General features: G+C 67.3%; 14 protein-coding genes. 9 read left to right on the top strand and 5 right to left on the bottom strand.

Annotation, left to right across the window (positions count from 1 at the left end; all coding sequences use genetic code 11):
* Window positions 1–210: 210 nt before the first annotated feature.
* Both ACSRUE_RS21370 and msrB read left to right on the top strand, forming a co-directional pair.
* Entirely contained in the window at window positions 211–996 is a 786-nt protein-coding gene (locus tag ACSRUE_RS21370) for a hypothetical protein (protein WP_441292602.1), read from the top strand.
* Window positions 997–1,283: 287 nt separating this feature from the next.
* A complete protein-coding gene (msrB, locus tag ACSRUE_RS21365; RefSeq protein WP_441293111.1) occupies window positions 1,284–1,682 on the top strand; it encodes a peptide-methionine (R)-S-oxide reductase MsrB in 399 nt (132 codons plus the stop codon).
* 168 nt (window positions 1,683–1,850) lie between these two features.
* On the opposite strand, the gene ACSRUE_RS21360 is transcribed toward msrB, so the two are convergent.
* Entirely contained in the window at window positions 1,851–2,078 is a 228-nt protein-coding gene (locus ACSRUE_RS21360; RefSeq protein ID WP_441292601.1) for a hypothetical protein, read from the bottom strand.
* Between the two features lie 143 nt (window positions 2,079–2,221).
* On the opposite strand from ACSRUE_RS21360, the gene ACSRUE_RS21355 reads away from it, so the two are divergent.
* Both ACSRUE_RS21355 and ACSRUE_RS21350 read left to right on the top strand, forming a co-directional pair.
* Window positions 2,222–2,767 carry a hypothetical protein gene (locus ACSRUE_RS21355; RefSeq protein WP_441292600.1) on the top strand — a complete coding sequence of 182 codons (546 nt, stop codon included), beginning with the start codon at window positions 2,222–2,224 and terminating at the stop codon, window positions 2,765–2,767.
* A gap of 325 nt (window positions 2,768–3,092) precedes the next feature.
* Window positions 3,093–4,142 (top strand): iron-containing alcohol dehydrogenase family protein, encoded by a 1,050-nt coding sequence (locus ACSRUE_RS21350; RefSeq protein ID WP_441292599.1) that lies wholly within the window; start codon window positions 3,093–3,095, stop codon window positions 4,140–4,142.
* A 203-nt stretch (window positions 4,143–4,345) separates the two neighbouring features.
* Here the strand turns inward: ACSRUE_RS21350 and ACSRUE_RS21345 are convergent, their stop codons facing one another.
* On the bottom strand, window positions 4,346–4,492 hold the full coding sequence (locus tag ACSRUE_RS21345) for a hypothetical protein (RefSeq protein ID WP_441292598.1): 147 nt from the start codon (window positions 4,490–4,492) through the stop codon (window positions 4,346–4,348).
* Between ACSRUE_RS21345 and ACSRUE_RS21340 the strand changes: the two genes are divergently transcribed.
* Both ACSRUE_RS21340 and ACSRUE_RS21335 read left to right on the top strand, forming a co-directional pair.
* The gene (locus ACSRUE_RS21340; protein ID WP_441292597.1) at window positions 4,482–4,862 is read left to right on the top strand and encodes a hypothetical protein; all 381 of its coding nucleotides are present in this window, start codon (window positions 4,482–4,484) and stop codon (window positions 4,860–4,862) included. The genes ACSRUE_RS21345 and ACSRUE_RS21340 overlap by 11 nt on opposite strands.
* Window positions 4,863–5,038: 176 nt before the next feature.
* Window positions 5,039–5,632, top strand: a complete 594-nt coding sequence (locus tag ACSRUE_RS21335; RefSeq protein WP_441292596.1) for a hypothetical protein — start codon at window positions 5,039–5,041, stop codon at window positions 5,630–5,632.
* A 1,130-nt stretch (window positions 5,633–6,762) separates the two neighbouring features.
* Here ACSRUE_RS21335 and ACSRUE_RS21330 read toward each other — a convergent pair.
* On the bottom strand, window positions 6,763–7,077 hold the full coding sequence (locus ACSRUE_RS21330) for a hypothetical protein (RefSeq protein ID WP_441292595.1): 315 nt from the start codon (window positions 7,075–7,077) through the stop codon (window positions 6,763–6,765).
* 493 nt (window positions 7,078–7,570) lie between these two features.
* On the bottom strand, window positions 7,571–7,768 hold the full coding sequence (locus ACSRUE_RS21325) for a hypothetical protein (protein ID WP_441292594.1): 198 nt from the start codon (window positions 7,766–7,768) through the stop codon (window positions 7,571–7,573).
* Window positions 7,769–7,861: 93 nt separating this feature from the next.
* On the opposite strand from ACSRUE_RS21325, the gene ACSRUE_RS21320 reads away from it, so the two are divergent.
* Together ACSRUE_RS21320 and ACSRUE_RS21315 are read left to right on the top strand one after the other, a co-directional pair.
* Window positions 7,862–9,790 (top strand): DUF4041 domain-containing protein, encoded by a 1,929-nt coding sequence (locus ACSRUE_RS21320; protein ID WP_441292593.1) that lies wholly within the window; start codon window positions 7,862–7,864, stop codon window positions 9,788–9,790.
* 27 nt (window positions 9,791–9,817) lie between these two features.
* A complete protein-coding gene (locus ACSRUE_RS21315; protein ID WP_441292592.1) occupies window positions 9,818–10,399 on the top strand; it encodes a hypothetical protein in 582 nt (193 codons plus the stop codon).
* 106 nt (window positions 10,400–10,505) lie between these two features.
* Here ACSRUE_RS21315 and lepB read toward each other — a convergent pair whose 3' ends face one another.
* A complete protein-coding gene (gene lepB / locus ACSRUE_RS21310) occupies window positions 10,506–10,940 on the bottom strand; it encodes a signal peptidase I (RefSeq protein WP_441292591.1) in 435 nt (144 codons plus the stop codon).
* Window positions 10,941–11,146: 206 nt separating this feature from the next.
* On the opposite strand from lepB, the gene ACSRUE_RS21305 reads away from it, so the two are divergent.
* Window positions 11,147–12,124 (top strand): phosphotransferase family protein, encoded by a 978-nt coding sequence (locus ACSRUE_RS21305; protein WP_441292590.1) that lies wholly within the window; start codon window positions 11,147–11,149, stop codon window positions 12,122–12,124.
* The last annotated feature ends 3 nt before the right edge of the window (window positions 12,125–12,127 follow it).

Raw genomic sequence — 12,127 nt, 5'->3', positions numbered from 1 at the left:
ACGACGAGCCTCTACCACGACGCGTGGTTGCCAGGCGCAGAACGAGGCCGTCGGACGAAGCCGAACCTTACGGATGGCACCTCGATCTGGCTCATCTGCTGCCGTGTGCGGCAGAACGTGGTAGCATCGCACCACGACGATGCCGGTCCGGGATGTCCTCCATTGGGCAGAAGGAGGTCGTCAGACCGGCACGGATGACGTGGTGAAGCCATGGCGTGGAAGACTCTGCTGGATGATGCCCGATGGAACCACCGAGACAACCCGGCCCGCGCCGACGAGCTCGTTGAACGGGCGACTCGTTGCGCGGAGGCGGAGACCGAAGCAAGAGAGCGCGTACGCGCCTTCGAGTCGATCGCCGATTACCTCGACGGCCGAGAGCGGTGGGCAGAGGCGTCCATGCTCTACGGTCGCCTGATCGACCTGCTGCGAGAGAATCACGTCTCACCGGATGAGCTTGCGGCGCGGCTCGCGCGCCACGCCGAGATCGAGTCGAGCGCCGGCGCTCTGGAGTCTGCTGCGAAGCTGCTCGAAGAGGCGCTGAGTCTCTGGCGCGAGTCGTCACGAAGCACGTTGGAGCGGGGCGCCGCATGGTATGAACAGCTGGCCGAAGCGCGATCGGCGGCGGCACACCACGCCGCCGCGTCCGTGGCGCGCAGCCGTGCGACTGAGCTGCGCATCGAGGCTTCCGGCAAGTACTGTCAGCCCCGTGTGATGCGGCATGCGAGAGGTGACGGCGCCGTCGAATACGCCTTTCACGATGTCTACTTCTCATTATATGGCGACGTCGAAGGCTACACCCAGCACGCGCGCTCACCGCGGATGCCTTCCGTGGCCGCGCTCCAAAAGTGGCTGGAGGAGACGTTGCCGGCAGCGGTAGCAGGCGTGGTGTGCGGCGTTCTCGGCTACATGCACTACGCGCCCGATCTCGCTCGATGGCTGCGGCATGTTCGGGAGGGACCTCTGGATTATGAAAGCGATCCCGAGGATAAGGTCTAGCAAGCACCTGGCGCTGACGGTGCGTCGCGCCTCGCTGCGCTCGGCGCGGCGCCCTGCAGCACGCTCGTGGTCGTTGGGCGGGCGGGGGCTCGTGCCACGGGCGGCCGGGCCGGAAGGCGTGTGCCTGCGCGGGATCTGCTCTCGGTCACCATGGCCGCCGCTGCACCTGCGAGATCCGCGACGGTCGTTGCGCTGGCAATGCGGGGGCGAATAGCTTAAGATCCATGTGGACCGTCGACGCCGAACCGAACGCGCGTGACACCAGGACCCAACGACGGGATCCAGCGATGGCAGACAAGAAGATCTCGAAGACCGAACCCGAGTGGCTCTTGCTGCTCGGGCCGCACCGCTACCGAATGCTCCGCTACGGGAACACCGAACGTCCGCACACGGGGCAGTACTGGAACCACCACTGCACGGGCGTCTATCGATGCGCCGGCTGCGGCACCCAGCTCTTTTCGTCGCAGACGAAATTCGACTCTGGGACCGGCTGGCCCAGCTTCAGCGCAGTCCTCGACGAGAAGCGGATTGAGCGCCGAGCCGACCGGAAGCATGGCCTCGATCGGGTGGAGGTCGTATGCGCGCGCTGTGATGGACATCTGGGGCACGTCTTCGACGACGGGCCGGCGCCGACGGGCGAGCGCTTCTGCATCAATTCCGCCTGCCTCGAGTTCGAGAGCGAATGACTCGCGAGACGGCGAACGTCACGTCGACAGCTGGGCCGTGACCGGCGGGGTCCTGCCGAGCGCCGCTCGGAGCGCCTGGGGAGTCGCCGGGGGGCGGGATGCCCTCGGCCACGATGCCCTCCAGCTGCTACATGGCCGGTCGGCCGGCTGGACAGCCCAGCTATCCGATCACCCGAGCAGCCATACCGCCGGGCTCTGCTCGACACGTTCACCGGCGAGCGTCGCAGCGCTGTCGAGGATGTCGGTCCACCGCAGCTCCGCGTACCCGGCGCGGAGGGCAAGGTCGGCGCCGAGCGCGGCGACGAGCAGGGCGTGCGCCGAGGGCACGTTGTAACCCGCGGCATAGAGTGGGTTGAGCTCAAGAACCACCGGCTGGCCGTCTCGAACGAAGGCCACGTCAGCCACGTAGTTCGCCGGGAGGTCAGCCGTGAGGAGAGCTGGGGCAAGGGCGCGAATCGCCCGCTGCACCACCTCGCTCCTGGCAGTGAGCTCATCGGCGAGGAGCCGGCGCGCGTCGTCGACGAGGACCTCGAAGGGCCGTGATAGCTGGCCATGAGGAGACGGCCGCCCAGCACCGTCAGTCGCACCTCGAAGGGCACCCGGATGGCGCTGCGGTCGCCGGGCAGGGTGGCGAGCTCGATGCGCTCGAGGTCGAGGTGCTCGCGCAGGGCGAGGCCGCCGACATCGAGAGCGACACGCAGGCGGCGGACCACCTCGAAGACCGTGGCCTCGATGTCCGCCTGGTTGCTGCCGTAGTAGAGCTCGGGGTTGGCGGACTTGGCCGACGAGTAGAAGCCGCGGACGAAGACCCCGGCGTGGGGATCGATCTCCGCATCGAAGAGGGCGCCGTAGATCGCCTCGGTCAACAGACGGCGCACGGCCGCGGGAGAGTCGATCGCGGCTGCGACGGCGGCGTCCACGGGCAGCAGCGCGGTGCGGGGCGTGGGGACGCCGGCGTTCGTGAGGACCGAGTAGAATCGATCGAGCCCGAGGACCCGCTCCACATGCTCGGGGAGGTCGAGCACGCACGCGGCGCCGGCAGCGACCGCTCGAGCGAAGACGGAGTGGTATGCGGCGCGGGGTAGCATCGGCAGATCGATCCAGGACACACTGCCGCGGACCCCCTGCGGCGCGTCGAGCTGGGCGACGTCGCAGACCGCGAGGTCCCAGCCATGAAGGCGGGCGAGCTGGGCCCAGAACGCATGGCGACGCCGGATCATGGCCACGTTGCGGGGGTCGGCCTGGGCGTCGAAGGCACGGTTGAGGTCGGAGAGGAGAGCGACGCGGGACACGGGTCAAGCATCGCACTTTCCCTGGATCAGGACGACTCGGCGCCCCTTAGGCTCGGCCGGAAGTAGAGCAGCCCGCGGCGACTAGCCGCGCCGCGGCGGCGGGCCTAGGAGACCGCGCATGCCCGCAGCCACCCAGATCGGCATCCCCACGCTGGTGCGCATCAAGCCCGGGGCGCTCCCGCGCAGCGGGCTCTACCTCGCGCGGGCGGCGCGCCGCCACGTCCTGCTGCTCGCGAGCGAGGGGACGCCGGCCGCCATCGAGGCGGCGATGCGCGAGGGCCTGGACGCGCAGGCGATCGAGGTCGTGGCCCGGCGCGAGGTCGCCTCGGCCAGCGTCGAGGAGGCCTCGGCGCTCCTGCCCGCGCTCCCCACGCGCTGCGACGCGATCGTCGGGCTCGGCGGCGGCCGCGCCCTCGATACGGCCAAATACCTCGCGTCCCTCGCCCGGCTGCCGTTCCTCGCCGTGCCCACCTCGCTCTCGAACGACGGCTTCTGCAGCCCTTCGGCGAGCCTCACGATGGGCGGCAGGCGCCGCTCGCTTCCGTGCGCGGTGCCGTTCGGCGTGGTGGTCGACACCGAGGTCTGCCTGGGCGCGCCGGAGGTCCTGTGGCTCTCCGGCGTGGGTGATCTCGCGGCCAAGGTCACCGCGGTCCACGACTGGAAGCTCGCGTTCCACGCGCGCGGCGAGCCGGTCAACGACTTCGCCGCCCTGCTCTCGGACGCGACCGTGTTCCAGTTCATGGCGCGCCCCCGGCGCGACCTCGAGGGCATGCGCCTGCTCGCGACGGCGCTCATGCTGAACGGCATCGCCATGGAGATCGCCGGGTCGTCCCGGCCGGCGAGCGGCAGCGAGCACCTCATCTCGCACGCGCTCGACCAGATCTCCGGCCGGCCGCGGCTCCACGGCCTGCAGGTCGGCACGGCCGCCTACGTGGTCAGCCAGCTCCAGGGGCGGGACACGGACCTCATCGCCGCCGTCCTCGACGCGACGGGCTTCTGGGATGCGATCCGGGCAGACCCGTTCTCGCTCGACGAGTGGATCGAGGCGGTCCGCGTCGCGCCGGAGATCAAGCCCGGCTACTACACGGTCCTCTCCTCCCGCGACTGCGTATCCGAGGTCGAGGCGATCCTCCGGACCGATCCGCGCCTGAAGGGGTGCTTCGCCTGACCCGCCAGCCGCGCTCAGTCCGCGCCGGCGAGGAGGGGCGCCGCCACGGGCGGCGGGGAAGTTGCGGGCATAGACCTCCAGGAGGCGCAGCAGCGCGGCGCGCTGGGCCGGGGGCATCTCGGCGGCGGGCAGGCCGTCGAAGCTCGCCAGCGCGGCCCGACGGGAGGCCTCGGTCACGAGGTCGGGCGGCGCCGCGGGGGCGATCACGGCGCGCTGACGCTGCGCGGCGGTGAGGGAGGCCAGGAACGCGCGGCCGAGATCCTCCTCGACCGCGAGCACGCGCAGGCCCTCCGGGGACCCGAGGGCACCTCGGCCGGGTTGACGCCCAGGAACGCCGGGGTGGTGGCCACGCCGCCTCCTGCAGCGGTGAAGTTGAGCGAGACGTGGTGTCCCCTCGAAGCGAAAGCCCCACCGGGCCTGGGGCCCGGGCTGGCCGAAGAGGGCGAGGTGGTAACGGCCCGGGTCGCGGAACGCCGGGTTGCCCTCGATGCCCCCGAGGATGCCCTCGAGCAGCAGGACGCCCTCGAGCTTGCGGTAGCCCTCCGGGCTAAGGCCGGCCCGGAGCAGCACGTGCGCCGCGCTGCGCTCGCCGCCGTCCATGTCGCCGATCGCGAGGCCGGCGCGACGGCGCGGGACGTAATGCCAGTCCTCGCGCTCGCCGCTCTGGAACGCGAGCCGGGGGGTTTCGCTCGTGAAACGCCTGCGACTACCGCGACGTAGCACCAAAGGGAAGGCATCTTACCGTATAGCTGTACACTACTGGTCCGGCGGCTTCGGTTGACCAATCGACTGGTAGTTGGGCGCACGGGTGGGCGTGGATGCCGGGCGAACTTCAGACCGACGTGACGCAGGCGCGCAGCGATACATTGTGAGCGGCTTGTGGTAAGCTGCGACGCATGCAAGAGGTGGTCGATCGCATTGATGGCGTAATGGCCCAGGCAGCGAAGTCGTTGCAGGAAGCCTTTGCGATATATTGGCCGACCTACGGGAATACGGGCGCGCACGAGCGAAACCTGTCTTTACACGTCGCCTGCGCCTTCATGAACTCCGGGTTTGCGGTCTTTGGCGAGGGCCACACTGAGGGGCGAGCTAGACAGCGCTATGATGTACTCGCATGCTCGCAGGATCGTACGCTCTTCGTCGCCGCAGAGTTCAAGCTCCTCTGGAAGGATACGAAGGCCACTGAGATGAAGTCCGACATCGAGCGTCTGCGGGAGTTCAAGCCTGTCGTCCGATCCGCAGCTGCTGCTGAAGGAGCGGCACGCGTCGGGTTGGTCGGAGCGTTCTCCGAGGAGGACGACCGACACAAACAGCTGTGTGAACGGAACGTCCGCGGGGGACGCGTGGCGATACGCGAACTTCTTGAAGCACTCCCGGACCAGGTTCGGTGGCGCACGAAGCCGCTTTGCAACCACGGTTGGCACCCTGACCGACGCGGTCGCCTTCATCTCGTATACGCGGTCTTCCCGCTCCACGATGACAACGTCTAGGCAGGTGCGCGGACTACTCGAAAAGCAGGAATGGTCAGCAAATCTCTTCGTACTGCGCTGCGCGGTGGTCCCACGCGATACTCGAGGGCGCCCAACCAGGGCCTGTTCCCGACAGCGCTTCGCGCCGTGGGTGAGACCCAGGGCGTTGGACGGTCGACCGGCCGTGGTACCTCTTCGTGCCTGCGTACGGCGGGCTGTTCAGGCGGTGATGGGCTGCGCGGCGACATCCTTGTAGATGGCCGTAGTACTTGCTACGATGAACGCATTGCCCGTCACGTACCACGTTCATGGCCGAAGCAAAACCCACGAAGAATCAGCACTTCGTTCCGCAAATGCTGCTGCGAAGATTCGCAGCTCCGGACACCCGCACAGAACTTGCCACCTGCACGCAGTGTACTCTGGACGTGCCCACTGGTCCGCCCGAGGCCGAGCCGCAACGAGCTCTGGATCGAATGACAGATCGCCCATGACAAATTGCGTCGTTCTTTGGAGCACTTGCGGAATGATGTAAGTCCACCAGAGCACGCGCTGCGCCGGTGTCCGGAGCACGGGAACATCGCACCTGTTTCGAACAACAAGCAGCGATACGAATGGTGTAGCAAGACTTGGATTCCGCGTTTCAACATGTCTATAACCGATAATGTTTGACCTATCAATCGAAAAGCAACAGACACCTCTGGAGCAAGCCAGGAAGTCGGACCAACTCTCTTCATATGTTGAAGAATCGCTATTCCACGGCGGGGCGGCGAGACGCGCAACCGGGTCGGCGGAGCGCCGGGAACGGGTGCGGCTTCGGGCGGAGCGCTCGCCGGCGTCGGCGCCATCAGCCAGAGCGGTTTCGGGAGGCCGCATGCCGCGACCTTGCCGTGCGGAGGACGGCGTCGATCCAGCCGGGCGACGTGCACCCGCGGGGCGGCGACTGGAACCTGCCCCCGCCCAACGCCACGCAACCGGCGTCCCCGGCCCGTCGACGCCTTGGGCATGATCGACCCTGATGAACTCGAGGCCATCGCAAGCTCACGCGCCTTGACGGGCCCGTGAGGGGACGGAGCCTGCTGCTCGGCCATGCGGTGAGGGTTCGCCAAGGCTACCTCCCGGCGGCCGTGAGTCTTGCTACCGGCGCCTGCCTGTTAGGCCTTCCGGTCCCGGCGGAAGGCCCGGAAGCCGACCGATCGCCTCGTGGACGACACGGGCCGCGTCCTCATCGACGAGGGAATGCGCTCCCGCGCGACGTCCGGCACCGCATTGCCACGAACCAGGAGCGCGGTCAGCTGCTGCGCGAGCGCGTACAGCGTCAGGCGCCCGACGTCCAGCAGGCCACGCATGCCGAGCACGCGCGAGGCCGCACCGAGGAGGGGGGGAGCACCAGATCTACGGGTGACGCCTCCGGGGCGCTCGGCAGGTCGATGAGCGTGGCGGCGGCGCGGGTCGGCCTCCTCGCGCATGGAACCTCCTTGACAGGGCGATCCGCGGCGCCGCGCGGGGCGTCGGCGCGGGGAGCGCCGCGGAGCGCCTTCGCGGGGGCGCTCTGCGCGGCGCGAATCATCGCGGCCACCTCCGTCGGCGGGTGAGAGAGCGGGCGACGAGACGGCCGGCGAGGCAGACCCGCGTGACAACTGTCGGCCTTGGAAGCGCAAGCGCTGCGGCGATCACGTGCATCGTCAGGCGGGTGGCGGCGAACGCCAGGACCTCGCGCAGCTCAGGGCGGTGACGGTAGAAGGCACGAAGCAAACCGCGCGCGACAGGGCCACTTTCTCGGCTCGGCGGGTGGGGCATCGAGAGCCCATTCACGCCGTCGTCCGGTGGCGCCCGCACGATCACGCGTAGGTCTCCTTGACAAGGCGGGGGAAGCGTCAGGTACGCTGCCTTTCCACGATGCGCGGGGGCGGCACGACGGGAAGGGGTCGGAGCTCAAGGCGCTCCGCGCCGATGCGGCGGTCAGCGATCAAGGGGGCTGATGACGCCGAGAAGGCCACGGTCGATGATGTGGGTGGAGATCATCGTGGTCCGCGCGAGCACCTTCTTGTGCCGCCGCGCGACGGCGTCGAGCTGGGCGTGCAGATCGTCGCGCGCTCGAGCGGGAAGCCGTCGCCGGCCGACATACGGGCGCTCTGTCTGGGTCGCAGCTTGCCCCACTCGTCCCTGCTTCCCGACAACGCTGATGACGCCATATCTCGCCTTCTAAAACAGGGGTAGAGACTCCGATCTCTCACGGATGGAGCACACTGGATGCAGCCTTTCGACGACCTATCTATCCCGCACTCGATTGAGATTGTGGACGCTCAACGCGCCGTCTGGATCGCCGGCCCGAAGTGCCTGCGCCATGAAGTCGTCGGCGAGGTATATAACCCGGACCAGATGCGGCGAGTAGTCTCGGCCGTGCACGGCCGAACGGAGGCGCTCATCCAGGCATGGCTGCTACCCGATCCGCAAAATCCGCACGATCCGAACGCCATCATCGTCTGGGTGCTCGGTGGGAAGGTTGGCTATTTAGCGCGCGAGCTGGCCTTTCAGTGGAAGCCCATCTTCGCTAGTTTATATGGCCGGTACGGAGCCCACGTGGCCTGTCAGGCGCAACTCGACCCGCCGTCCCACTCGAATCAGGGGTCCTTCGGCGTGGTGGTCTGGCTCCCTGCCTTGCCATTGCCTCAACCAACGCCGTCGCAGCGCGTACCCTCCCCGCCGTTCACGGCGGCCGGTGCCGGGCAGTCGCTGCCGTTGGCCGCACAGGAGCTGGAACAGCTCCGCACCGAGTTGAGGGCTGCTCGAAGCGATATCGCCCGCACGCAGGCCGAGGCGAAATCAGCGCAGGATGCAACCACCGCAGCGCATCGAGAGCTCCGGGCCGCCCAAGAGGCACTCAAGGCGGCGACGCGAGATCCCGACGAGCTCGAGCGGATCCGAGGCGACATCGTGCGCGCCAAGGCGGAGTTCGAGGCCGCGCATCGTGCGCTTAGGTCCATCGAGGAGGCTCTCGACATCCAGTCGTTCGGCTTCTACGCGCCCAAGTATGGGTTCGAGTCGTCCGCACAATACACCGCCCGCCTCAAGGGAACGCGCGACGAGCAGCAGATGCTCATCAAGGAGGACAAGGCGGCGCCGTGCGACACCAAGTGGTCCGTCGGCGGTAGCGCAGCGGAGGGCAAGAAGATGATCCGCCAGCAGTCGAAGCTGATGCTGCGCGCCTTCAACGGTGAATGCGACGCTGCGATCGCGAAGGTTCGGTATGACAACGTCACGACGCTGGAACAGCGGATCACGAAGGCCTACGACGACATAAACAAGCTCGGCGAGGTCCAGCGCGTCTTCATCTCGCGTCGGTACTTCGACCTGAAGCTCGCCGAGCTGCACCTCGTGCACGAGCACCGCGAGAAGGTCCAGCAGGAGAAGGACGAGCAGAAGCGCATCAAGGAGCAGATGCGCGAGGAGCAGAGGGCCCAGGAGGAGATCGATCGCGCCAAGGCCGATGCCGAGAAGGAGGAAGCCAAGTCGGCAGCCGCGCTCGCTCGGGCGCGCGCGGAGCTCGCCGCCGTAGACGCAGCTGCGGCCGCCGAGGCAGCCAGGATCGAGGCAGCGGGAGTCGAAGCGGCCTCCGCGGAAGTCGCGCGCGCCGCGACGGCGAAGCAGCACGAGAAGCTCGAGGCCCTCGTGAACCGCCTCGAAACTGACCTCAAGGACGCGCTCGATCGGAAAGCGAAGGCGATCGCGCGCGCGCAGCTGACGAAGTCCGGCCACGTCTACGTGCTGTCGAACATCGGTTCGTTCGGCGACGGCATCTACAAGATCGGCATGACACGCCGGCTGGAGCCGCTCGAGCGTGTCGAAGAGCTCGGCGACGCATCGGTGCCGTTCCCGTTCGATGTGCACGCGATCATTTACTCGGAGGACGCGCCTGCGCTGGAGGGCAAGCTCCATCGTGCCTTCGCGGCTCGCCGGGTCAATATGGTGAACCATCGCAAAGAGTATTTCCGCGTCACGCTCGAGGAAATCCGCGACGCCGTCCAGAGCCTTCACGGCCTCGTGACGTTCCTGCTCGTTCCAGCGGCCGAGGAGTACAGGAAGACGCAGGCGGCTGCGGACGCGTCTCCCACCGGGCTCGCTGCTGCTCCACCACCAGAGCTCGCTCCCGCGGTGAGCTCCTTTGCGGGCGAGCCGTGAAGGGCACCGTGCGCGCGATCAAGCCTCATGATCACCCAGTTGCACGACAATGCGATGGTGTTGACCGTCGACCTCCCTCCTTCGTCGGTCGGACGTCGGCAGCACATCGCAACGGCGTTGAGCGGGCCTCCGTACCACCTCCCGCCAGGTAATGGTGAGGTCCAAGTGCTGATCTACAACGGTATTTTGCGGAGCCTTCAAGACGCGACTGTCGATGTGTGCGTGGCCACCGTATGCGCACGGTGGGACGAAGGATCCATTACTATGGGGGAAGCGCTCGACGCGTACCTCGATGTGGCTGTTGATAAGGGCATCGACGCTGTGCTCGACCGGCTCGACGAAACCTTTCGGCACGAGCTGTTGCAGGTCCTCATGGGGTGGGCATTGGCAGGGCCCGACCCCAAGATCATCCGGATCTTCGGGGGGATTTACAGTTACGAGCGCGAGCCGGATCCGATAAAGGCCGCGCAAATGAAGCGTGACGTCGAAGCCATGCACGCCGAGGAAGATGCGTACTTTCTCGACATTGCTCTGCCGAGGATTCGTTCGTGGTGGGCAATACGAACCGGATCTGCGATGAGCTGCCCTGGCGCTGCAACGGACCCCTGACATCGCTCTCTTCGGTCCCTCGGTCGTGCGCTGCTGAGCGCCGATTCGTTGACGCGCCCCGGTCTGCTCGAGGACGTCCGCGGATCGACCTATCGCAGACGCTGAATCAGCTGCGCGTCGCATCGGCGAGGCGCCTCGAGGGCAGCCCCCTACCGCACCGCGAGCCCGGTGCGCTCCCAGCGGCCCAGGCCGTTCGTGTCGATGGAGAAGTAGATCCCAGCGGCGACCCCTTCGATGGCCTCGATGGGCACGGGGCCGAAATGCCGCGCCCTTGCGCGTCGATCTGAACGCGATCTCCGCCGGTGGCGATGATCCGCTTGATGAAGCGCTGGCTCGGGTTCGCCGGGGAGCGGAACACGACGACATCGCCCCGGCCGGCCCGCTCGCCGCGCTTGTCTTTCAGCACGAAGAGGTGGTCGCCCGGAATCACGGTCGGGCTCATGCTCCCGGAAGGCACCTTGAAGGACTCGATCACGTGCCGCCGCACGGCGAGCGCCGTGCCCGCGGCGCGCGCGGCGTCCGTCGCGATCTTGACCCTCACGACGAAGCCGTCGGGAGGAGCGGCCGCGATCTCGAGCGCCTCCAGGCCCGCCGCCCCACTCTGCCGCGCGGTCGCCAGGCGACTTTACCCCCTCTCGCTCCGGGCCCCGGCGCGACTCCAGGTCGCGACTTGACAGCTTCCCAGGATCCAGCACAATGAACGTTATTTCACTCATCACAAGGGCCGCCAATCGACGAAGGAAGACCGTGGAGAGCAAGACCAAGAACACGAAGACACGCCCGCAGATCGCGGCCATGGCCGCCAGGGCCTTTGGCGGCATGGCGCTCGCGGACGGCGACGACGCCGTGGTCGAGCTGAAAGACGGCTGGTTCAACGCGGCCTACAGCGTCCGGCTCGCCGATGGCCGGGAGGTCATCCTCAAGATCGCGCCGCCGAGAGACGCGGAGGTCATGCTCTACGAAAAGAACATCATGGCCACCGAGGTCGCCGCCATGCGCCTGGTCCGGCGAAACCCGGCCATTCCGGTGCCCCAGATCTACCATTTCGACGACACCCGCGAGCTGTGCGACTCGGACTACTTCTTCATGGAGAAGATCGCGGCGGACAACCTCGAGCACGTGAAATCGAGCCTCTCCCCCGAGACGCAGGCGTCCATCGACCTGCACGTCGGCGAGATCGTCCGGGCGATCAACGGCTTCACCGGCACCTATTTTGGTTACGATGGGAACCCGGACCTGCGCGCGAGCACCTGGAGAGAGGCGTTCACCAAAATCATGGAGTCGGTGCTGGAAGACGGCGCCCGGAAAGGCGTGGCGTACGACCAGGGCTACGACGAGATCCGCGCCGCCGTCCTCAGGCACGCCCCCGCGCTGGAAGAGGTCACCACGCCCTGCCTCGTCCACTGGGACATCTGGAACCCCAATGTCTTCGTCAAGGAAGGCAGGGTCGCCGGCATCATCGACTTCGAGAGGGCGCTCTGGGCCGACCCCTTGATGGAGGCCCAGTTCCGGCTGCTCGCTTCCGACGGCATCACCAGCAGCATGCGCGGCTACGGCAAGACCTCCTTCACCGTCGAAGAAGAGCGAAGATGCCGCCTGTACTCGCTGCACCTCGCCCTGGTCATGAACACGGAGTGTTATTACCGCAACTACGACACCGATTCCGTGCTCAACCTCTCCAGGCAGTGGATGGGCGAACACATGGCCTGGCTGAGCGCAAACTGAACG

The sequence above is a fragment of the Sorangium sp. KYC3313 genome (genome assembly GCF_052075895.1).
Taxonomy (GTDB): Bacteria; Myxococcota_A; Polyangia; order Polyangiales; family Polyangiaceae; genus Sorangium; species Sorangium cellulosum_B.
The sequence above is the reverse complement of the archived record's forward strand: the minus strand, read 5'-3'. Positions and strand labels throughout refer to the sequence as shown.